Genomic DNA, 20259 nt, shown 5'->3' with positions numbered 1-20259 from the left:
CGTCCGGACCGTGCCGACCCGACCGTGAGGGGGCGCCGTCACTCGGCCCGTGACAGCGCCTCCCGCAGCGGGATCGCCGCCACCCGCTCCCCGAGCGCCGCGTCCAGGTCGGCCCACAGGTCCTCGACGTCCTCCAGGCCGACCGACAGCCGCAGCAGCCGGTCGCTCACGCCGGCGTCGCGGCGGTCGTCGGCGTCCACGATGCGGTGGCTGATGGACGCGGGGTGCTGGATGAGCGTGTCGACGCTGCCGAGGCTCACGGCCGGGGTGATCAGGCGGACGCGGGCGATGACGTCGTGCGGGTCGCCGTGCACCTCGAAGGAGACCATCGCGCCGCCGATGCGCGGGTAGTGGACGCGGGCCACGCGCGGGTCGTCGGCGAGGCGCGCGACGAGTTCCGCGGCGTTCGCGGAGGCGGCGCGCACGCGCACCGGCAGGGTGGACAGTCCGCGCAGCAGCAGATAGCCGGCCAGCGGGTGCAGGACGCCGCCGGTGGCGAAGCGGACCTGCCGCAGCCGCCCCGCGAACTCCTCGTCGCAGGCCACCACGCCGGCCAGCACGTCCCCGTGCCCGCCGAGGTACTTGGTGGCGCTGTGCAGCACCAGGCGGGCGCCGTGCTCGGCGGGCCGCTGGAGCACGGGCGTGGCGAAGGTGTTGTCCACGAGCAGCGGCACGGACCCGCAGGCGTGGGCGACGGCCCGCAGATCCACCTCGGCCAGCGTGGGGTTGGCCGGGGACTCCACGATCACCAGGCCGGTGTCCGGGCGCAGCGCGTCCGCGATGCCGGCGGGGTCGGTCCAGGTGACCTCCGAGCCGAGCAGGCCGGCGGTCAGCAGATGGTCGCTGCACCCGTACAGGGGCCGCACGGCGACGACGTGCCGCAGCCCCATCGAGGCGCGCACCAGCAGCACGGCGCTCAGGGCGGCCATGCCGCTGGCGAAGGCGACCGCGGCCTCGGTGCCCTCCAGGCGGGCCAGCGCGGTCTCGAAGCGGGCGACGGTCGGGTTGCCGAGACGGCCGTAGACCGGCGGGCCGTCCGGGTCGGCGCCGGTGGCGGCGAAGGCGTCGATGCGGGCGGCCTCGCCGCGGCTGTCGTACGACGGGTAGGTCGTGGACAGGTCGATGGGCGGGGCGTGCAGTCCCTGGCGGGCGAGGTCGTCGCGGCCCGCGTGCACGGCCTCGGTGGCCAGTGCCCTGCGACTGGGTGCGGGGGTGCGTACGTCGTCGGATGGTGACGTGGGCATGCGCGCAGAGTCCATGGGCGGAAGAGTGAACAGTGAACGGGCTATCGGGGCCAGTTCCCGTGTTACGTTCGGCGTATGGCCGAATCTGTCGTACTGGATCCGGTGGATCTCCACCTGCTGCGGCTGCTGCAGAACGACGCCCGGACCACCTACCGCGACCTCGCCGCCCAGGTCGGGGTCGCGCCGTCGACCTGCCTGGACCGGGTGACCCGGCTGCGGCGGGCCGGGGTGATCCTCGGCCACCGGCTGGAGCTGGACCCGGCGAAGCTGGGGCGAGGACTCCAGGCGCTGCTGTCGGTGCAGGTGCGCCCGCACCGGCGGGAGCTGGTCGGGCCGTTCGTGGAGCGGATCCGGGCGCTGCCCGAGTCGCGCACCGTCTTCCATCTGACCGGCCCGGACGACTACCTCGTGCATGTCGCGGTCGCGGACATGGCGGACCTGCAGCGGCTGGTCCTGGACGAGTTCACGTCCCGCAAGGAGGTGGCCCGCGTCGAGACCCGGCTGATCTTCCAGCAGTGGGAGTGCGGCCCCCTGCTGCCGCCCGCCTCACCCGGGGCCACGCCCTGAGCGAAATCCAGCCGCCCGCGGCAGCGGGCCGGGCGAGCGGGCTGACGCGGCACCGGTATCCGTATGAGGATGTCCGCATGTCAGAGACCAAGAGCCCGCTGCCCCGCGAGGTCGCCGACGCCTACGTCGACGAGCTCATCGCCCTCGACCCGGTCACCGGTACGTATCTCGGTGTGGCCGAGAGTTCCAGCCGCCTGCCCGACTTCTCCCCGGCGGGGCAGGAGGCCCTCGCGGAGCTGGCGCGGGCCACCCTCGCCCGGCTGGACGAGGCGGAGCGTCGGCCCGGCGGCGACAGCGACGTGGAGCGGCGCTGCGCCCGGCTGCTGCGGGAGCGCCTCACGGCGGAACTCGCGGTGCACGAGGCCGAGGAGGGCCTGCGCTCGGTCGGCAACATGGGGACGGCCGCGCACTCGGTGCGTGAGGTCTTCACGGTCACGCCGACCGGGACGGACGAGGACTGGACGCGGATCGCCGAGCGGCTGCGCGCGGTGCCGGCCGCGCTGGCGGGCTACCGCGAGTCCCTCGCCCTGGGCCTCGAGCGCAAGCTGTACGCCGCTCCGCGCCCGACCGCGACCTTCGTCGAGCAGCTCGGCGAGTGGGCGGACACGGGTGAGGGACGCGGCTGGTTCGAGGACTTCGCCGCCGCCGGCCCCGAGGCGCTGCGCACCGAGCTGGACGAGGCGGCGCGGGGTGCGACCGCGGCCGTGGTGGAGCTGGGGGACTGGATGCGCGACGTGTACGCGCCGGCGATCGAGGGCGCCCCGAACACGGTGGGCCGCGAGCGCTACGCCCGCTGGTCGCGCTACTACAACGGCACCGACCTCGACCTGGACGAGGCGTACGCGTACGGCTGGGCCGAGTACCACCGGCTGCTCGCCGAGATGAAGCAGGAGGCGGAGAAGATCCTGCCGGGCGCCGGGACGCCCTGGGAGGCGCTGGCGCACCTGGACGAGCACGGCAAGCACATCGAGGGCGTGGACGAGGTCCGCGACTGGCTCCAGGGCCTGATGGACCAGGCGATCGAGGCGCTGGACGGCACCCACTTCGAACTCGCCGAGCGGGTCCGGAAGGTGGAGTCGCGCATCGCCCCGCCCGGCAGTGCTGCGGCCCCGTACTACACGCCCCCCTCGGAGGACTTCTCGCGCCCCGGCCGGACCTGGCTGCCGACGATGGGCCTGACCCGCTTCCCGGTCTACGACCTGGTCTCCACCTGGTACCACGAGGGCGTCCCGGGCCACCACCTGCAGCTCGCGCAGTGGGCGCACGTCGCCGAGAACCTCTCCCGCTACCAGGCCTCGGTCGGCATGGTCAGCGCCAACGCCGAGGGCTGGGCGCTGTACGCGGAGCGGCTGATGGACGAGCTGGGCTTCCTGACGGACGCGGAGCAGCGGCTCGGCTATCTGGACGCGCAGATGATGCGGGCCGCCCGGGTCATCGTGGACATCGGCATGCACCTGGAGCTGGAGATCCCGGCGGACTCGCCGTTCCACCCGGGTGAGCGGTGGACGCCGGAGCTGGCGCAGGAGTTCTTCGGCGCGCACAGCAGCCGCCCGGCGGACTTCGTGGAGAGCGAGCTGACCCGGTACCTGACGATTCCGGGCCAGGCGATCGGCTACAAGCTCGGCGAGCGCGCGTGGCTGCTGGGCCGCGAGAACGCCCGCAAGCGGCACGGCGACGCCTTCGACGCGAAGGCGTGGCACATGGCGGCGCTCTCCCAGGGCTCGCTGGGCCTGGACGACCTGGTGGACGAGCTGTCGCGGCTCTGACAGCCGGTCAGCGCCGGAAGCCTCCCTCGGAGTCGACGACCTGACCGGTGACCCACTCCGCCTCGTCCGTGGCGAGCCACGCGATGAGGCGGGCCGGGTCGTCGGGCGTGCCCCACCGCCCGGCGGGGAAGAGCGCGGCGATGGCCTCGTGGTCCGCGCCGGTCAGGTAACCGGTGTCCACGGGGCCCGGGTTGACCGCGTTCACGGTGATCGCGCACTCGGCAAGGGTCGTGGACAGGGAGCGGGTGATGGAGGCGAGCGCGCCCTTCTGCAGCGCGTAGGCGATCTCGCCGGGCATGCCGCCGGCGATGTCCTGCCCGGAGGTCATCAGTACGACGCGTCCGCCCGGGGTGCGGGGCGGCAGCGCGGCACGCAGCCGGGCGTAGGCCTGGACGAGCAGCAGCACCGAGCGGGTGTCGACGGCCCAGTGCGCGTCGAGCATCGCGGCGTCGATCGTGTCGAGGGTGCCGTCGGAGCCGCTGAGGGCGTGGTTGGCGACCAGGATGTCCAGCCGTCCGCCGAGGGCGTCCGCGGCCCTGGCGAGGAGTTCGCCGGGTACGGCGGGGTCGGCCAGATCGCCGGGCCCGGCCTGCACGGTGGCGTCGGGGTCGCCGAGTGCCGCGCGCACCGAGGCGACCACGTCGTCGATCCGGTCGGCGCCCCAGGGCATGGCGGCGTCGTGCGGGACGTGGTGGTGCAGGTAGACGCCGGCGCCGTAGGCGGCGAGCCGCCGGGCGACGGCGTGGCCGATGCCGGCGCGCCTGCTGGCGCCGGTGACGAGGGCGGTCCGGCCGCGCAGGGGCAGGGGGTCGCGGCGCAGGTCTTCGGGTGCGGGGTGATCGAGTCGGGGCATGGGCACCCATGATGGGCGGTCCGCCGGCCTGGCGCACACCGTTATCGCGGGACCTACCGGTCGGTGAGCCGCCGCAGTTGTACGACGTTCAGCCATGTCTCGGGGCCGGGCCGGACGTCGGCCGCGCGCACCGCGTACCGGCCGGGTTCCAGGGCCACCCGGACGTGGTCGGCCCGCTCGCAGGCGGTGCCGGGCCAGGCCGCGTCGAACAGGAGCACCGGGCCGGGCACCTGCCAGGTCACCTCAGGCTCCCAGTCGGCCGTGCCGAGGGCGCCGGGCACGCCGGCCAGCACCTCGTCCTCGGAGTCGGCCGCGCACCAGCGGACGAAGGCGCCGTGGCCCGGCAGGTAGGCGGTGGAGGCGGGTTCGTCGCCGAGGACCAGGGCCGCCGAGTCGCCGACCGGGAGGAGACCGACCTGGCCGTCGACCTCGCAGGCCCGGTCGTAGTCGGAGGCCGTCTCCTCGCCGTCGGCGCCGGTCCAGAACGGCAGGACCGTCTCCGGCACCGCTATGAGCGGACCGCCGCCCGACTCCACCCACTCCACCGCGCCCGGCTCCGCGTATCGCACCATGCGGCAGAACCTACACGTCCGTCAGCAGCCGCAGTCGGCCGCGTCCACCGGGGCGGTCAGCGGATCGGCGGGGCGGTTCTCGATCCCCTGCCAGGTCTCGTACGCGAAGCCCTCGCGCACCCAGTACTCGAAGCCGCCGAGCATCTCCTTGACCTGGTAGCCGAGTTCGGCGAGGGCGAGCGCGGCGCGGGTGGCGCCGTTGCAGCCGGGGCCCCAGCAGTAGGTGACGACCGGCACGGACCTGTCGAGGAGCTGCCCGGCCTGTCCGGGAATGAGCGCGGTCGGCAGGTGGACCGCGCCGGGGACGTGGCCCTGGTCCCAGGACTCGGTGGAGCGGGAGTCCACGACGACGAATCCGGGGTCGCCGCCGGCCGCCAGCGCGGCGGCGACGTCGGAGGCGTCCGCGTGGAAGGCGAGGCTCGCCCGGAAGTACGCGGCGGCGTCGGCGGGGGCCGCGGGCGGGACGCGCAGCACGGGGTTGGCGGTGGTGGTGGCAGTCATGGTCCGGCCTTCCTCGGTGGATCTCCTGGCCAGGAAATCTACGGGCGGAGCACCCTCCTCAGAAGGGACGATCCCCGGCCTTCCTCTTGATCTGCCGGGGATTCCCCTGGTATTCCTCCGGGATGACCACGTATTCCCCGGACGCGACCGACTGGCTCATCCTGGACGTCCTCCAGCGGGACGGGCGGACCGGTTTCGCCGAGCTGGCCCGGACCGTCTCCATGTCGGCGAGCGCGGTGACCGAGCGGGTGCGCCGCATGGAGGAGGCCGGGATCATCCAGGGGTACGCGGCCGTCGTGGACCCGGACCGGCTGGGGATGCCGATCCTGGCGTTCGTGCGACTGCGCTACCCGACCGGGAACTACAAGCCCTTCCACGACCTGGTGGCCGTCACGCCCGAGATCCTCGAGGCGCACCACGTCACGGGCGACGACTGCTTCGTGATCAAGGTCGCGGCCCGTTCGATGCGGCACCTGGAGGAGGTGGCGGGCCGGATCGGCGCGCTGGGCTCGGTGACCACGAGCGTCGTGTACTCCTCACCGCTGCCCCGTCGTCCCCTGGGACGCTGAGACCGGCTCAGCCCACGCCCCGCTGCCGCAGCACGGAGCCCGACCTGCCCTTGACGACCTCCAGTTGGGCGTGGACACGGCGCCGCAGGTCGGCGACGTGGCTGACGATGCCGACGCTGCGGTCCCGCTCGCGCAGCGAGTCCAGGACGTCGAGGACCTCGTCGAGGGTCTGGTCGTCGAGGCTGCCGAACCCCTCGTCGATGAAGAGGGTGTCCAGGCGGACCCCGCCCGCCTCGTCGGTGACGACGTCGGCGAGGCCCAGCGCCAGGGCGAGGGAGGCGAAGAACGTCTCGCCGCCGGACAGGGTCGACGTGTCCCGCTCCCGGCCGGTCCAGGCATCGACGACGTGCAGTCCGAGGCCGCTGCGTCCGCGACCGGTGCGGTCGTCGGAGTGGACGAGGGTGTAGCGGCCCGAGGACATCCGCTGCAACCGTGCGGTCGCCGCGGCGGCGACCTGTTCCAGTCGGGCCGCCAGCACGTACGACTCCAGGCGCATCCGGCGTTCGTTGTCCGCCGAGGTGCCCGCGGCGAGGGACGCGAGGCGGGCGACGCGGTCGTACTCCTCGCGCAGGGGGGCGAGCCGGCGCACCGAGGCGGTGGCGTGCTCGGACAGCCGGCCGAGTTCGGCGCAGCGCCGGGCGGCGGCGTCGCGTGCGGAGGCGGCGTCCCGCAGCCGCCGGCCCGCGTCGGCCGCGTCGCGTTCCGCGGCGGCGAGGTCGGCGGGCGGCTGCTGGGCGGCGTCGGCGGTGTCGGCCTCGGCGAGGACCGCGCGGACGGCGGCCTCCTCGGTCCCCCAGGCGTCCAGTCGTCGCTGGAGGTCGCGGTGGGCGGCGTCGTCGAGGAGGGCGTCGGCCGCCTCCCGCGGCGTGTCGAACCCGGCCCGGAAGGCGGCGTCGGCGAGGCGGGCGTCGGCGTCCTTGAGCCGCTGGGCGGTGTCCTCGGCGACGCGCGCGGCGTCGGCGGCCTCGGTGAGCAGGGCGGCCCGCCGCTCCAGCTGGGCGGCCCGCGCGGCGACGCTGTCGGCCGTGCCGCGGGCCTGGGCCAACTCCTCCTCCAGCGAGGCGTGTTCGCGCTGCAGCCGTTCCCGGTGGGCCACGCGGGAGGCGGCCCGGACGGCGGCCTCCTGCTGGGCCGCGATGCGCTGTTCCCGCTCCCGCTCCGCCCGGCGCAGCTCCTCCTGCGCGGCGTGCAGTCCCGAGGCGAGGGCCCGCGCCCGCGCGTACCGGCGCTCCAGTTCCTCGGCCTCTTCGGCCAGTTGCCCGGTGGGGGCGTCCCCGGCCTCCGCCGTGACGGCGGCGAGTGCCTCCCGTACGGAGCCGAGGCGCCGCTCGGCGTCCGCGCGCCGCTCCTCCGCCTCCTGGTGGGCGGCGAGCGCCCGCTCCTCGGCGTCCCGGTCGACGTGCCCGGCGACCCGGCGTGCGGGGGCGGGGTGTTCGGTGGCGCCGCACACGGCGCAGGGTGCGCCGTCGGTGAGGTGTGCGGCGAGTTCGGCGGCGATGCCGTTCAGCCGCTGTTCCTTGAGGTCGAGCCAGTGGGCGCGGGCCTCGACGGCGTCCTGTGCCGAGGCCAGTGCCTGCCGCTCGGCCGTGTCCGCCGCGACGGCGAGCCGGTCCCGTTCCCGGGCCGCGTCCAGCCGCCGCTGCGCCGGGTCGCGCTGCACGGCGAGCTGTTCGGCCTGGGTCGCGGCCTCCTGCGCGGAGTCGACCCGGGCCTGGAGACCGGCGCGGTGGATCTCCCAGTCGGCCAGCCAGGTCTCCGCCTCGTGCAGGACGTCCTCGTCGGCCCGTTCCTGCCGGTCCAGGCCGGCGCGTTCCGCGGCGAGTTCGGCGAGGCGCCCTTCCGCCCGCCGGGCCGACTCCAGCGAGCCCAGTTCCTCGGCCGTCCGGCGTGCCGCGGCGGCCAGTCCGGCGGCACCGGCGTCGGTGAGGGCGTCGGGCAGCAGGGCGCGCGCGCGTGCCTCCGTGTCGGCCGCCCGCCGGTGTTCGGCGTCGGCGGCGTCCCGCAGCTCCAGGGCGGGGGCGACCGCTTCGGCCTTGCGGGCCCGCTCCATGCGCCGCTGCGCGGCACGGTGGGCGTCGGCCCCTTCCGCCAGCCGCTCGGCCCGCTGCCGTGCCTCGGTGTACCGGCGTTGCAGCCGGTCCCGTTCGCGCGTGTCGGCGAGGTCGCGTTCGGCGGCGGCCTGGGCGGCCTCGGCGGCGGTGAGCCGGCAGTCGGCCACGGCCAGCAGTTCCCGGGCGGTGCTGCGGGCGACGGCGGCCGCGCTCAGCACGGCCTCGGCGAGGCCCGGGTCGCCCGGTGCCAGCTCCGGCAGGACCATGGCGTCGCCGGCGGCCTGCTGCATCCGGTGGGCGTCCGCGAGTAGTACGGCGTCCCCTTCCCGCACCTGGGTCTCGGTCGTGCGGCGCCGCTCGGCGAGACGCTTCTCGACCTCGGCGAAGCGGCGGGTGTCGAAGAGCCGGCCGAGCAGCTTGCCGCGTGCCTCGGCGTCGGCGCGCAGGAAGCGGGCGAAGTCGCCCTGGGGCAGCAGGACGACCTGGCAGAACTGCTCGCGGCTCATGCCGAGCAGCTGGGTGACCTCCTCGCCGATCTCCTGGTGGGAGCGGCTGAGGTCCTTCCAGGCCCCGGCCGTCGCGTCGTACTCGCGCAGCCAGGTCTGGGCCTTGTCCACGGTGGTGCCCTTGCCGCGCAGCTTGGGGCGTTCCCACGGCGGCTGGCGGGTGACCTCCAGCCGTCGTCCGGCGACGGTGAGTTCGAGGCGCACCTCGGTGCGGGTGCCGACGGCGGCGTGGTCGCTGCGCAGGGTCATGCCCTGGCCGCTCTGCCGGGCGCCGGGGACGGAGCCGTACAGCGCGTAGCAGACGGCGTCGAGGACGGACGTCTTGCCGGCGCCCGTAGGTCCGTGCAGCAGGAACAGTCCGGCCGCCGACAGGTCGTCGAAGTCGACGCTCTGCGATCCGCCGAAGGGCCCGAAGGCCGTGATGTCGAGCCGGTGCAGCCTCACCGGGCCACCTCCCGCACGGTCTCGTCCGCGCGCACCGCGTCGAAGGCGTCCCGCAGCACGGTCTGCTCACGGCCGTCGGGTCCCACGCCGCGCACGTGCGCCACGAAGTCCTCCGCGATCTGCTGGTCGCTGCGGCCCGCGAGGCGGCGGGCGTAGGACACCGCGGGGTCGTCCGGGGCGCGGTCGGGGGCGAAGACGAGGCTGAGGGTGTGCGGGAAGCGCTCGGTGAGCCGGGCCATGGGGTCGGCCGGCCGGACGGGGTCGGTGAGGGTCGCCTCGACCCACGCGTCCTCGTGCCGGGTCAGCTCCGGGTCGGCGAGCAGCTCGTCCAGGGTGCCTCGCAGCCGGGCCAGCGGGCGCGGCACCGGGCAGTCGACGCGCTCGGCGGTGACCGAGCCGTCGGCGTCGAGGTCGACGAGCCACATGCTCTTGCGGTGGGCGGCCTCCGAGAAGGAGTACGGCAGCGGGGAGCCGGAGTAACGGACGCGCTCGGTGATGGTCTGGCAGCCGTGCAGGTGGCCCAGCGCCACGTAGTCCACGCCGTCGAAGACGCCGGAGGGCACGGCGGCGACTCCGCCGACGGTGATGTCCCGCTCGCTGTCGCTCTGCTCGCCGCCGGTGACGAAGGCGTGCGCGAGGACGACGGAGCGGGTGCCCGGCGCGCGACCGGCGAGGTCGGCGCGGACCCGGTCCATGGCGGCGGCGAGCACGCTCTCGTGCCCGGCCTTCTCCACCGCGAACTCGGTTTTCACCAGGGCGGGTTCCAGATAGGGCAGCCCGTAGAAGGCCACGTCCCCGTGGCCGTCGGCCAGCACGACCGGGGTGCCGCAGCCCGCCGGGTCGGTGCGCAGGTGGATGCCGGCGCGGTCGATGAGTCCGGCACCGACGCCGAGGCGGCGGGCCGAGTCGTGGTTGCCGGAGATCATCACCGTCGGCACCCCGAGGCGGGCGAGGCGGTGCAGGGCGTCGTCGAACAGCTCGACCGCGGCGAGCGGCGGCACCGCCCGGTCGTACACGTCCCCCGACACGACCACTGCGTCGACGCGGTGCTCGCGCACCGTCTCGACGAGGTGGCCGATGAACGCGGACTGGGCGCCGAGCATGTTCACCCGGTGGAACGCCCGGCCGAGATGCCAGTCGGACGTGTGCAGCAATCTCACGAGTCAGCTCCGCCCCGCACGCCCACTCCCACCGCACCCTCACAGCCCGCACGAACGACCACCCGATCGTGGTCGGCCCCGACCACGCTAGTACGTCCGCGCACCACTCCTCCCACGAATGTCCGCCCATCCCGCGAATCGACGCCCGGATTGTCCGGGAAGAGGGGCTTACGCGTACCGTGCGGGTCCGGCAGAGTGTGGGGTGTCCGACTCAGGCGTCCCCGTACGCCTCTCCCCCGAGCTCGAACCCGGCCGTCCCCGCCGTCGCGTCCGCCAGCCAGCCCCGGAAGGCGTCGACGTCGGCGTCCGGCAGGCCGATCTCGATGGTGACGGCCTCGGCGTAGCGCACGTCGCGCACCTCCCGCCCGGTCGCGCGCAGCTCGTTCTGGAGCTTGCCGGCCCGCTGGTGGTCGACGGTCACCGTGGCCAGGCGGAACCTGCGGCGGGTGAGCGTGCCGAGGTGGTCCAGGGCCTCGCCGACCGCTCCCCCGTAGGCACGGATGAGGCCGCCCGCGCCGAGCTTGACGCCGCCGAAGTAGCGGGTGACGACGGCGACGACGTACCGCATGTCGCGGCGCAGCAGCATCTGGAGCATCGGGACGCCCGCGGTGCCGCCGGGCTCCCCGTCGTCACTGGCCTTCTGCACGGCGGCGTCGGCACCGATGACGTACGCCCAGCAGTTGTGGTTGGCGTCGGCGTGCCGCTTGCGCACGGACGCGATGAACGCCTGGGCCTCCTCCTCGGTGGCCGCCGGGGCGAGGGCGCACAGGAAGCGCGAGCGGTTGATCTCGGTCTCGTGCACGCCCGCGCGGGGCACCGTGCGGTACTCGTCCTGCATCCGGCCAGCCTAGTCCGTGGCCGGGAGCGTGCCGGGTGCCGCCCGGCGCGAGGTCAGGCCGGGGATCCCACGTCGCGGGTGAGGGCGAGCCCGAGAAGCCGGTCCGCGTAGGCGAAGGTCTCGAAGCGGGCGCCGTCCGCGACAGCCGGGTCGGTCTCCACCCGGCGAAGCACCCGGAGGAGAGCGGGGATGTCGAGGTCGTCCTCCCAGGCGGCCCGGAGCCGGTCGCGCACGTCGTCGGGAACGGGGAGGGAGGGCTGCCGTGCCCAGGCGGCGACCGCGCGGCGCAGGCGGGCGAGGGTGGCGCCGGCGTCGCCGAGCGCGGTCGCGTCGAGCCGCACGGGCGCGCTCCGGTGCCGTTCCAGCAGGGCCAGGCGCAGGGCGTAGGGGTCGGCGTCGGCCACGGGGTCCGGCCGCGCCGGGTCGACGGGGGCGACGGCGACCGTCGCGCCGTCGGGAGCCGCGGCACCCTCCCGCACGACATGGAGGGCCTGGGAGGCACCCGGGCCGTCCGAGCCGCCCGGGCCGTCCTCGAAGGGAGGGATGCCGAGGGCGGCGGCGTCCGCCCGCAGTCCGTCCCGCTCCCCCGCCCCCGTCAGCAGCGCCCACACGGGCGTGCCGCCGACCTCCAGGGCACGGACGAGGACGTCGGCGACGAGCAGCACGCGCAGGCCGGTGGCGTCCCGGCCCGGCACGTGCGCCTCGACACGGGTGAAGCCCCGCCGGACGGGGGCGGCGGGGACCGGTTCGCCGGTCCGGGCGTCGATGATGCGCAGCACGGGGTGAGCGTAGGCGGGCCGCGCCTCCGGCGCACCGTGGGCACGCGCCGGGGGTGGCGGGGAATCACCGCCCGCCGTCCTCGGTTGTCGCTGACGACCGTCCGTCCATGAGTCCGAGGAGGCCGCCGGTGTACGGCGACGAGGCAACCGTCCGCAAGATTCTCACCGAGCTGGGCGACACCTGGGCGGTGGTGGGGCTGTCGTCGAACCGGCAGCGCGCAGCGTACGGCGTCGCCGAGGTGCTCCGGCGCTTCGGCAAGCGGGTGGTGCCGGTGCATCCCAAGGCGGAGACGGTGCAGGGCGAGCGGGGGTACGCCTCCCTGGAGGACATCCCGTTCGACGTGGACGTGGTCGACGTGTTCGTCAACAGCGACCTCGCCGGGGCGGTGGCCGACGAGGCGGTCGCCAAGGGGGCCGGGGCGGTCTGGTTCCAGCTCGGCGTGGTCGACGAGGCCGCCTACGAGCGGACCCGGGCGGCGGGCCTGGAGATGGTGATGGACCGCTGCCCGGCGATCGAGATCCCGCGGCTCGGCTAGGGCGACGCACGGTCGTCGCGGGCGTTCCCGTCGGCGTGGGCCGCCGACATAATGCACGCGTGACTGACGCCTCCCTCCCCGTCGACTCCGGTACCCGGCAACGTTTTTCGGTCGTCGTCGTGGGCGCCGGCCCCGCCGGGCTCACCGTCGGCAACGTGCTGCGCGCCGCCGGTGTCGACTGCCTGGTCCTGGAGACCGAGAGCCGTGAGTTCATCGAGCGGCGGCCCCGGGCCGGGGTCGTCGAGGAGTGGGCCGTGCGCGGGCTGGAACGGCGCGGGCTGGCGCGGAACCTGCTGGAGCAGGGGCAGGTGCACGAGGAGTGCGAGTTCCGCTTCGCCGGGGAGCGGTACCGGTTGCGGTACACGGAGCTGACGGGACGTCACCACTACGTCTATCCGCAGCAGTTCCTGGTGACGGACCTGGTGCGCGAGTACGCGGACGTGCGGGGCGGGGCGGTCCGGTTCGGGGTGCGGGACGTTCGCCTGCACGACCTCGAGTCCGACCGGCCCTCGGTGTCGTACCTCTGCCCGGAGTCGGGTGAACGCCGGTTCGCGGACTGCGACTTCGTCGCCGGCTGCGACGGCGCGCGCGGCGTGACGCGTACGGCGCTGCCGCCGGGGCGGGCCGGTGTCGCGCGGTACGACTACGGCGTCGGCTGGCTGGCGCTCCTCGCCGAGGCGCCCCCGTCCTGCGACTGCGTCGTCTTCGGCATGCATCCGCGCGGCTTCGCGGGCCACATGCAGCGCAGCCCCGAGGTGACCCGTTACTACCTGCAGTGTCCGCCGGGCGACGACCCGGAGAACTGGCCGCACGACCGGGTCTGGGCCGAGCTGCGGGAACGCCTCGGCGCGGCCGGCGCCCCGCCGCTGAAGGAGGGGCGGCTGATCGAGAAGCGCGTCCTCGACATGCACGGCTACGTGGTCGAACCCATGGTGTTCGGGCGGCTCCACCTCGCCGGCGACGCCGCCCATCTGACCGTCCCCATCGCCGCCAAGGGCATGAACCTCGCCCTGCACGACGCCTTCCTGCTCGGCGACGCGCTGGTCGCCCGGCTCACCGAGGGCGACGGGCGCGGGCTGTCCGGCTACTCGGCCGCCTGCCTGTCCCGGGTGTGGGACTACCAGGAGTTCTCGCAGTGGCTCTCGGAGCTGTACCACGGCACGGCGTCGGGCGACCCGTACCGAGCGGCCCTCACACACGCCCGGCTCCGCCGGCTGTTCGCCTCGCGCGTCGCGGCGACGGCGTTCGCCGAGCAGTACCTCGGTGCGGAGACCACCGGCTGAACCGTCCCCTCAGTCGTGGGGCGGCCGGTCCCCGAGCCGGTGGTGGGCCACGTTCAACGCCTCGCCGACCAGGCGGCGCAGATGTCCGTCCCGGAGCGAGTAGACGACGCGGCGGCCGTCCTTGCGGGTGTTCACCAGACCGGCCAGCCTCAGCCGGGCCAGGTGCTGGCTGACCGCGGGCCGGGCCGCACCGCACACCTCGGTGAGCGTGCCGACATCGGCCTCGCCGTCGGACAGGGCGTGCAGCAGGGTGAGGCGGGTGCGATCGCCGAGCAGGGCGAGAAGGTCGGCGGCGAGCGCGAACCGCTCCTCGTCCGGGGGGTGTGGATGCGCATCGTGCGCAGGTGAGAGGTGCATGCGTGCGCTCATACGCACATAATGGCGCCGTGGGCCGTCACACGTCCACCCGACCGCACCGGACCCACCGGAAGGGGAACCTCGTGAGCGACCCGCACCGGCACCACCACCGCCACCATGCCGAAGCCTCCCGGCGTCACCGGCTCGCGCACCTCCTCGCCCCGCACTCCCACGAGAGTGGCGACCGGATCGACCCCGCCCTGGAGTCCTCGGCCCGCGGCCTGCGCGCGCTGTGGGTGTCGTTGGCGGTGCTCGGCGCGACGGCGCTGGCGCAGGCGGTCGTGGTGGCCGTCTCCGGGTCGGTGGCCCTGCTCGGGGACACGGTGCACAACACGGCGGACGCCCTGACCGCCGTCCCCCTGGGCATCGCCTTCGTCCTGGGCCGGCGTGCGGCCACCCGCCGCTTCACGTACGGCTACGGGCGGGCGGAGGACCTGGCGGGCGTCGTGATCGTGCTGACGATCGCCGCGTCCGCCGTCTTCGCGGCGTGGACGGCGGTCGACCGGCTGTTCGACCCGCGCCCGGTCGCGCACGTCCCGGCGGTGGCCGTGGCCGCCCTGGTCGGTTTCGCCGGCAACGAGTGGGTGGCCCGCTACCGGATCCGCGTCGGCCGGGCGATCGGCTCCGCCGCGCTGGTGGCCGACGGGCTGCACGCCCGCACGGACGGGTTCACGTCCCTGGCCGTACTGCTGGGCGCCGGGGGCGCGGCACTGGGGTGGCGGCTCGCCGACCCGGTCGTGGGACTGGCGATCACGGCCGCGATCGCGCTCGTCCTGCGGAACGCGGCACGCGAGGTGTTCCGGCGGCTGATGGACGCCGTCGATCCGGCGCTGGTGGACCGGGCCGAGCGGGCATTGACCGAGGTCCCCGGCGTGCGTGCGGTGGGTGAGCTGCGGCTGCGCTGGATCGGGCACCGACTGCGCGCCGAGGTGGCGGTGGTCGTGGACGGCGAGGCGACGGTCCGCGAGGCCCATCGCATCGCCGTCGAGGCCGAGCACGCCCTGCTGCACGCCGTGCCGAGGCTCACCGCCGCCCTGGTCCACGCGGACCCGGCACCCGCCCCGGGCGAGAGGGACCCCCATCTGGCCTTGGCCCACCACGCCACCGCGTGACCGGGCAAGGAGGTCAGGCGACGCCCAGCCCTTCCAGCACCACGGCCCCGGGCAGCTCCGCGAGGGCCTTGCCCGGAACCAGCAGCTTGCCGCGGCGGCGTCCGCTGCCGACGAGGACGTAGGGCAGGTCGACGACGGCCGAGTCCACCAGCACCGGCCAGTCGGCGGGCAGGCCGACCGGGGTGATCCCGCCGTACTCCATGCCGGTCTCACCCGTCGCCGTGTCCATCGAGGCGAACGACGCCTTGCGGGCGCCGAGATGACGGCGCACGACTCCGTTGACGTCGACCCGGGTCGTGGAGAGCACGACGCACGCGGCGAGCGTGCTTCCGCCGCCCCGCTTGCCGGCGACCACCACGCAGTTCGCGGACCGCTCCAGCAGTTCGCGGCCGTAGTGCTCGACGAAGACGGCGGTGTCGGCCCACTGCGGGTCGGTGTCGACGTAGACGATCTGCTCGGCGGGGACGCTGCCGCGCCAGTGACGCACGGCGTCGGCGACCGGGGCGGTCAGCTCGTCGAGGCGGTCCGGAGCGGGAGTGGCGCTGTCGAAGTGTCCGATGGGTGCGTGCATGGCCGCACGCTAACAACTCCGGGCCGCCGCGCGGCCGGTCGTCTCAGCGGACGGGCGGCACCGACACCGCCATGATCATCTCCATGGGTTCCGCGCCCTCGTTGGCGTACGTGTGCGGGGTGGCGGCCTCGAAGGAGGCGCTCGCGCCCGTCGGTACGCGGTGGGCGACGCCGTCGACGGTGAGCGTCAGTTCCCCGGCCGTGACGTGCACGAGCTCGACCGTGCCGGCGGGGTGGGGGTCGGAGGGGCTGCTCTCGCCCGGCATCAGCCGCCAGTCCCACATCTCCAGGGGGCCGGGGGCCTCGGCGCCGGCGAGCAGCCGGTTGTAGCTGCCCGCGTCGGTGTGCCAGAGCCGTACGGCCTGCTCGGCGGGGACGATGCGGACCGCCGGGCCCTGTTCGTAGTCCAGCAGGGTGGTGATGCTGACGCCGAGCGCGTCACCGATCTTGACGACCGTACCGAGGCTGGGATTGGTGCGCGCCTGCTCGATCTGGATGAGCATGCCGCGGCTGACACCGGCCCGCGCGGCCAGCGCGTCCAGCGTGAAGCCGCGCTCGGTGCGCCAGCGTTTGACGTTCCGCGCCAGGGACTGGGTCAGCAGGTCGAGGTCCGACACATTCCGTCCATTATTTTGGATGACGTAGTGCAGTCGATTGGACTACGGTGGACTGCACCTGATCGTTCACTGAACTGTACTGCGAGGCGACCGGATCATGACAGCGCTCTTCGCCCTGGCCACCAGCCTCCTGTGGGGCCTGGCCGACTTCGGCGGCGGCACGCTGACCCGGCGCACGCCCGCGCTCACGGTGGTCGTCGTGTCGCAGTCGATCGCCGTCGCCGTGCTCGGCACGATCGTGGCCCTCACCGGCGCCTGGAGCGAGGCCTCACCGCACCTGTGGTTCGCCGTCGCCGCCGGACTGGTCGGACCGGTGGCGATGCTCGCCTTCTACAAGGCCCTGGCCCTCGGCCCGATGGGCGTCGTCTCGCCGCTCGGCTCGATCGGCGTGGCCGTCCCGGTCACCGTCGGCCTGGTCCTGGGCGAACGCCCGGGGCTGCCGCAGTTCGCCGGCATCCTGATCGCCGTCGCGGGGGTCGTCCTCGCCGGCGGGCCTCACCTGCGGGGCGCCCCGGTGCAGCGCCGGGCGGTCCTCCTCACGCTGGTCGCGGCCTTCGGTTTCGGCACGGTGATGGCCCTGATCGCCGAGGCGTCGACCACGCTCACCGGTCTCTTCCTCGCCCTGTTCGTGCAGCGCGTCACCAATGTCGCGGCGGGCGGCCTCGCGCTGTGGGCGTCCGTCCGGCGCGGCGCCCCCGCGCTGCCGTCGGACGGCTTCGCCTGGGGTGCGCTGCCGGCGCTGGCCTTCGTCGGGCTCGCCGACGTCGCGGCGAACGGCACCTACTCGATCGCCGCCCAGCACGGCCCCGTCACGGTGGCCGCGGTGCTCGCCTCGCTCTACCCGGTGGTGACGGCACTGGCGGCACGCGGCTTCCTGAGCGAACGGCTGCGCGGCGTCCAGGCGGCGGGCGCGGGCCTCGCCCTGGTGGGCACGCTGCTGCTGGCGGCGGGCTGAGACGGACGGGGCATCACCCCGAGGGCCGGGCTCAGCGGCGCCGAGGAGGCCCGCCCCGCGTCGACACCGGCCGGCGATCCGGCCCGCCTCCGCGTCGACACCGGCCGACGATCCGGACCAGGCCCCGCGTCGACACCAGCCGGCGGTGCAGCCCGGGACCGACGCCGGCGCCCGCGGACCGGCGCGCCTCACCCATGCCGGAGGCTGCCTCACCCCCGGCTCAGCCCTCCGCGGCCGGCTCCGCGAGCTTGCCCCCGGTGCGGTCGTCCAGCTCGGCCAGCCGGGCCACCGCCTCCTCGTCCAGCTGTGCCAGCGCCCGCAGTTGCTCCGGGGTGACGCCGTCGGGCACCGGCACGGGGGCCGGGGTCCGCAGTGGCGGCTGCCAGCCCTCCGCGGGCGTCCAGCGCCGTACGACGCGGGCGGGTGCGCCCGCCACCACGGCGTGGTCGGGGACCGTGCCCCGGACCACGGCACCGGCGGCCACCACCACGTTCCGTCCGATCCGGGCGCCGGGCAGGATCACCGCGCCGGTGCCGATCCAGCAGCCGGAGCCGACCTCCACCGGCTCCATGCGGGGCCACTGCTTGCCGATGGGCTGGTGCGGATCGTCGTAGGAGTGGTTGGTGGAGGTGACGTAGACGTACGGGCCGAAGTAGCAGTCGCTGCCGATGGTCACGGTGGTGTCCGCGATGACGTGGCTGCCGCGGCCGAGGACGACTCCGTCGCCGATGCGCAGGATCGGCTCGGGACCGAGGTCGAGGTCGGGCATGAGCCCGGCGGTCAGGGTGACCTGCTCGCCGATGATGCAGTGGGCGCCGACGTGGATCCAGGGCTCGCCGAAGACCGTGCCGAGCGGGAAGGCGAGCCGGGTGCCCGTGCCCAGCCCGCCGAAGCGGAAGCGCCCGGGGTGCGCGGCGGTGACGGAGCCGGTGCGCTGCACCCAGGCCCACCCCGCGTGGACGGCGCGCTGCCCGAGGCGGGTGGACCAGGACGAGAACGTGTTCTTGCGCTTCGGCACCCGCTCACGGTACTCAGCACGCGGCGCGGGGAAGGAGCCGGAGGCCTGTGATCTTCACCCCACCGGGTGGCGTACGGTGCACTCCAGCACCGGACCAGGAGGCGATGATGACGCACAAGGCGCTGATCAAGGGCATCGGCGGCAAGGACCCGAAGGTGGACGCGGAGGCCTTCGTGGCGCCGACGTCCTCGGTCATCGGGGACGTGACGCTGCACGCGGGCGCGAGCGTCTGGTACGGCGCGGTGCTGCGCGGCGACGTCGAGCGGATCACCGTCGGGGCGAGCAGCAACGTCCAGGACAACTGCACGCTCCACGCCGACCCCGGCTTCCCCGTCACGGTCGGCGAGCGCGTCTCCATCGGGCACAACGCGGTCGTGCACGGGGCGACCGTCGAGGACGACTGCCTGATCGGCATGGGCGCCACCGTCCTCAACGGCGCGGTGATCGGCGCCGGTTCACTGGTGGCCGCCCAGGCTCTCGTCCCGCAGGGCATGCGGGTGCCGCCGGGATCGCTGGTCGCGGGTGTGCCGGCGAAGGTGAGGCGGGAGCTGACGGAGGAGGAGCGTCAGGGCGTCACGCTGAACGGGACGATGTACGCGGACCTGGCGAAGGCCCACGGCGAGATCCACGACTGAGCGGGAAAGCGCTCGGGCGCGTCAGTCGCCCGCGGGGACGGGGTCCGGCTCCGGCCGGGCCGCCTTCGCCGCCTTGCGCTTGACGACGAGCATGGAGGCGACGCCGATCAGGACCGCGATCACCAGACCCAGCCACGAGAAGCGCTTGAGCCAGGACTCGGCGACAACACCGACGTAGTAGATGACGGCGGTGGTGCCGCCCGCCCAGACGATCCCGCCCAGGACGTTGGCGACCAGGAACTTCCAGTACGGCATCCGCAGCACGCCCGCCAGCGGGCCGGCGAAGATGCGCAGCAGGGCGACGAAGCGGCCGAAGAACACCGCCCACATGCCCCACTTCTGGAAGGACCGCTCGGCGGTGGCGATGTGTCCCTCGCTGAAGTGCTTGGGGAACTTCCTGCCCAGCCAGGCCAGCAGGGGCCGGCCGCCCCTGCGGCCGATGGCGTACCCGATGGAGTCACCGATCACCGCGCCCGCGCTGGCGCAGGCGCCGAGGATCACCGGGTCGACGCCGGCGTGCTGGGAGGAGAGCAGGGCCGCCGAGACCAGGATGATCTCGCCGGGCAACGGGATGCCGAGGCTCTCCAGACCGATGACCAGTCCGACGACGGCGTAGACGGCCGCCGCGGGCACCGTGTCGAGCCACTCCTGGACGTGCAACGCCACATCCTCCGATTCGCGTCCCTGCCGTGTGCGGGGGTGCCCCGCCGCTTCCCGGGTGCGCCTCGACGGAGGCGCACCCGGGAAGCCTACCGGTCCGCGCGGCCGTTCCCGTCCCGGCCCCGGCCGCCGGCCCCCGGCTCAGCCGTTGGGCCGCAGGGTCCACACCACCGTCATCTCCCCGGTCACCGCCCCGTCCTCGCGCCGGATGGCGACGCTCACCGGAAACTCGGGGCGCTTGCCCTCGTCCAGTTCCGCGACGACCTCGCTGATCGGCCGGCCGAGGGTCGCGGTGGCGGTGACCGGGCCCAGGGCGATCTTCTTGAACGCGATCTCGGCGGTGACCGGCAGCGGCACGGCGCGGGAGAGCTGGTCGCCGAAGGCGGCCAGGACGATCGCCCCACTGGCCGACTCGCCCAGCGTGAACATGGCTCCGGCGTGCGGCCCGCCGACGTGGTTGCGGTACTCGCTCTGGTCCGGCAGGGCCAGGACCGCCTTCTCGGGGGTGGTCTCCAGGTACTCGAGGTTCAGGGTCCTGACCATCGGCACCGTGGCGGCGAGCAACTCGCCGATCGACATCTGATCTGCGCTCATGGCAGCAGGTTACCCACGAGTAGCATTCCAGGGCCAGGGCCGGACGCTTTCGGTGACCGCCGTATGCTTGCC

At 74.5% G+C, this 20259-nt stretch carries 22 protein-coding genes; 8 read left to right on the top strand and 14 right to left on the bottom strand.

Going from position 1 to position 20259, the window contains the following annotated elements:
- Window positions 1-38: 38 nt before the first annotated feature.
- The gene (locus IEZ05_RS18085; RefSeq protein WP_189231168.1) at window positions 39-1259 is read right to left on the bottom strand and encodes a trans-sulfuration enzyme family protein; all 1221 of its coding nucleotides are present in this window, start codon (window positions 1257-1259) and stop codon (window positions 39-41) included.
- Window positions 1260-1319: 60 nt separating this feature from the next.
- Here IEZ05_RS18085 and IEZ05_RS18080 point away from each other — a divergent pair, with 60 nt between their 5' ends.
- Both IEZ05_RS18080 and IEZ05_RS18075 read left to right on the top strand, forming a co-directional pair.
- The gene (locus IEZ05_RS18080) at window positions 1320-1811 is read left to right on the top strand and encodes an Lrp/AsnC family transcriptional regulator (RefSeq protein ID WP_189231167.1); all 492 of its coding nucleotides are present in this window, start codon (window positions 1320-1322) and stop codon (window positions 1809-1811) included.
- Window positions 1812-1888: 77 nt separating this feature from the next.
- Window positions 1889-3577 (top strand): DUF885 domain-containing protein, encoded by a 1689-nt coding sequence (locus tag IEZ05_RS18075; RefSeq protein ID WP_189231166.1) that lies wholly within the window; start codon window positions 1889-1891, stop codon window positions 3575-3577.
- Between the two features lie 7 nt (window positions 3578-3584).
- Here IEZ05_RS18075 and IEZ05_RS18070 read toward each other — a convergent pair whose 3' ends face one another.
- Genes IEZ05_RS18070 through IEZ05_RS18060 form a run of 3 tightly spaced genes read right to left on the bottom strand, consistent with a single transcriptional unit; the run spans window position 3585 to window position 5503 of the window.
- Window positions 3585-4430, bottom strand: a complete 846-nt coding sequence (locus tag IEZ05_RS18070; RefSeq protein ID WP_189231165.1) for an SDR family oxidoreductase — start codon at window positions 4428-4430, stop codon at window positions 3585-3587.
- 53 nt (window positions 4431-4483) lie between these two features.
- Window positions 4484-5002, bottom strand: a complete 519-nt coding sequence (locus IEZ05_RS18065) for an immunity 21 family protein (protein ID WP_189231164.1) — start codon at window positions 5000-5002, stop codon at window positions 4484-4486.
- Between the two features lie 21 nt (window positions 5003-5023).
- Complete coding sequence (locus IEZ05_RS18060; RefSeq protein ID WP_189231163.1) at window positions 5024-5503, bottom strand: rhodanese-like domain-containing protein; 480 nt, start codon at window positions 5501-5503, stop codon at window positions 5024-5026.
- Window positions 5504-5625: 122 nt separating this feature from the next.
- Between IEZ05_RS18060 and IEZ05_RS18055 the strand changes: the two genes are divergently transcribed.
- The gene (locus IEZ05_RS18055; RefSeq protein ID WP_189231162.1) at window positions 5626-6072 is read left to right on the top strand and encodes an Lrp/AsnC family transcriptional regulator; all 447 of its coding nucleotides are present in this window, start codon (window positions 5626-5628) and stop codon (window positions 6070-6072) included.
- A gap of 7 nt (window positions 6073-6079) precedes the next feature.
- Here the strand turns inward: IEZ05_RS18055 and IEZ05_RS18050 are convergent, their stop codons facing one another.
- From IEZ05_RS18050 to IEZ05_RS18035, 4 genes are all read right to left on the bottom strand, one after another.
- A complete protein-coding gene (locus IEZ05_RS18050; protein WP_189231161.1) occupies window positions 6080-9073 on the bottom strand; it encodes an AAA family ATPase in 2994 nt (997 codons plus the stop codon).
- On the bottom strand, window positions 9070-10233 hold the full coding sequence (locus IEZ05_RS18045; RefSeq protein ID WP_189231160.1) for an exonuclease SbcCD subunit D: 1164 nt from the start codon (window positions 10231-10233) through the stop codon (window positions 9070-9072). Before IEZ05_RS18045 ends, IEZ05_RS18050 begins: the two co-directional genes overlap by 4 nt.
- 211 nt (window positions 10234-10444) lie before the next feature.
- Window positions 10445-11071 carry a YigZ family protein gene (locus tag IEZ05_RS18040; protein ID WP_189231159.1) on the bottom strand — a complete coding sequence of 209 codons (627 nt, stop codon included), beginning with the start codon at window positions 11069-11071 and terminating at the stop codon, window positions 10445-10447.
- Between the two features lie 53 nt (window positions 11072-11124).
- Complete coding sequence (locus tag IEZ05_RS18035) at window positions 11125-11850, bottom strand: hypothetical protein (RefSeq protein WP_189231158.1); 726 nt, start codon at window positions 11848-11850, stop codon at window positions 11125-11127.
- 128 nt (window positions 11851-11978) lie between these two features.
- On the opposite strand from IEZ05_RS18035, the gene IEZ05_RS18030 reads away from it, so the two are divergent.
- Together IEZ05_RS18030 and IEZ05_RS18025 are read left to right on the top strand one after the other, a co-directional pair.
- A complete protein-coding gene (locus IEZ05_RS18030; protein WP_189231439.1) occupies window positions 11979-12386 on the top strand; it encodes a CoA-binding protein in 408 nt (135 codons plus the stop codon).
- Window positions 12387-12445: 59 nt separating this feature from the next.
- On the top strand, window positions 12446-13669 hold the full coding sequence (locus tag IEZ05_RS18025) for a 4-hydroxybenzoate 3-monooxygenase (RefSeq protein ID WP_189231157.1): 1224 nt from the start codon (window positions 12446-12448) through the stop codon (window positions 13667-13669).
- Window positions 13670-13678: 9 nt separating this feature from the next.
- Here the strand turns inward: IEZ05_RS18025 and IEZ05_RS18020 are convergent, their stop codons facing one another.
- Window positions 13679-14038, bottom strand: coding sequence for an ArsR/SmtB family transcription factor (locus IEZ05_RS18020; RefSeq protein ID WP_189231156.1), 360 nt, complete (start codon window positions 14036-14038; stop codon window positions 13679-13681).
- A 71-nt stretch (window positions 14039-14109) separates the two neighbouring features.
- Here IEZ05_RS18020 and IEZ05_RS18015 point away from each other — a divergent pair, with 71 nt between their 5' ends.
- Window positions 14110-15138, top strand: a complete 1029-nt coding sequence (locus tag IEZ05_RS18015; protein ID WP_189231155.1) for a cation diffusion facilitator family transporter — start codon at window positions 14110-14112, stop codon at window positions 15136-15138.
- Between the two features lie 13 nt (window positions 15139-15151).
- Here the strand turns inward: IEZ05_RS18015 and IEZ05_RS18010 are convergent, their stop codons facing one another.
- Window positions 15152-15709: a YbaK/EbsC family protein gene (locus IEZ05_RS18010; RefSeq protein ID WP_189231154.1), complete on the bottom strand. Its 558-nt coding sequence runs from the start codon at window positions 15707-15709 to the stop codon at window positions 15152-15154.
- Window positions 15710-15752: 43 nt separating this feature from the next.
- Window positions 15753-16325: a helix-turn-helix domain-containing protein gene (locus IEZ05_RS18005; protein ID WP_189231153.1), complete on the bottom strand. Its 573-nt coding sequence runs from the start codon at window positions 16323-16325 to the stop codon at window positions 15753-15755.
- A gap of 97 nt (window positions 16326-16422) precedes the next feature.
- Between IEZ05_RS18005 and IEZ05_RS18000 the strand changes: the two genes are divergently transcribed.
- Window positions 16423-17280 carry a DMT family transporter gene (locus IEZ05_RS18000; RefSeq protein WP_189231152.1) on the top strand — a complete coding sequence of 286 codons (858 nt, stop codon included), beginning with the start codon at window positions 16423-16425 and terminating at the stop codon, window positions 17278-17280.
- Window positions 17281-17500: 220 nt separating this feature from the next.
- Here IEZ05_RS18000 and IEZ05_RS17995 read toward each other — a convergent pair whose 3' ends face one another.
- Complete coding sequence (locus tag IEZ05_RS17995) at window positions 17501-18298, bottom strand: acyltransferase (RefSeq protein WP_189231151.1); 798 nt, start codon at window positions 18296-18298, stop codon at window positions 17501-17503.
- A gap of 107 nt (window positions 18299-18405) precedes the next feature.
- Here IEZ05_RS17995 and IEZ05_RS17990 point away from each other — a divergent pair, with 107 nt between their 5' ends.
- Window positions 18406-18933, top strand: coding sequence for a gamma carbonic anhydrase family protein (locus tag IEZ05_RS17990; protein WP_189231438.1), 528 nt, complete (start codon window positions 18406-18408; stop codon window positions 18931-18933).
- Window positions 18934-18954: 21 nt separating this feature from the next.
- Here the strand turns inward: IEZ05_RS17990 and IEZ05_RS17985 are convergent, their stop codons facing one another.
- Entirely contained in the window at window positions 18955-19593 is a 639-nt protein-coding gene (locus tag IEZ05_RS17985; protein ID WP_189231150.1) for a DedA family protein, read from the bottom strand.
- Window positions 19594-19734: 141 nt separating this feature from the next.
- Window positions 19735-20172 (bottom strand): DUF4442 domain-containing protein, encoded by a 438-nt coding sequence (locus IEZ05_RS17980; RefSeq protein ID WP_189231437.1) that lies wholly within the window; start codon window positions 20170-20172, stop codon window positions 19735-19737.
- Window positions 20173-20259 lie beyond the last annotated feature (87 nt).

This window comes from Streptomyces flaveolus (genome assembly GCF_014648815.1).
GTDB classification, from domain to species: domain Bacteria; phylum Actinomycetota; class Actinomycetes; order Streptomycetales; family Streptomycetaceae; genus Streptomyces; species Streptomyces flaveolus.
Note: the sequence above shows the minus strand (reverse complement) of the source record. Positions and strands in the feature narration are given on the sequence as shown.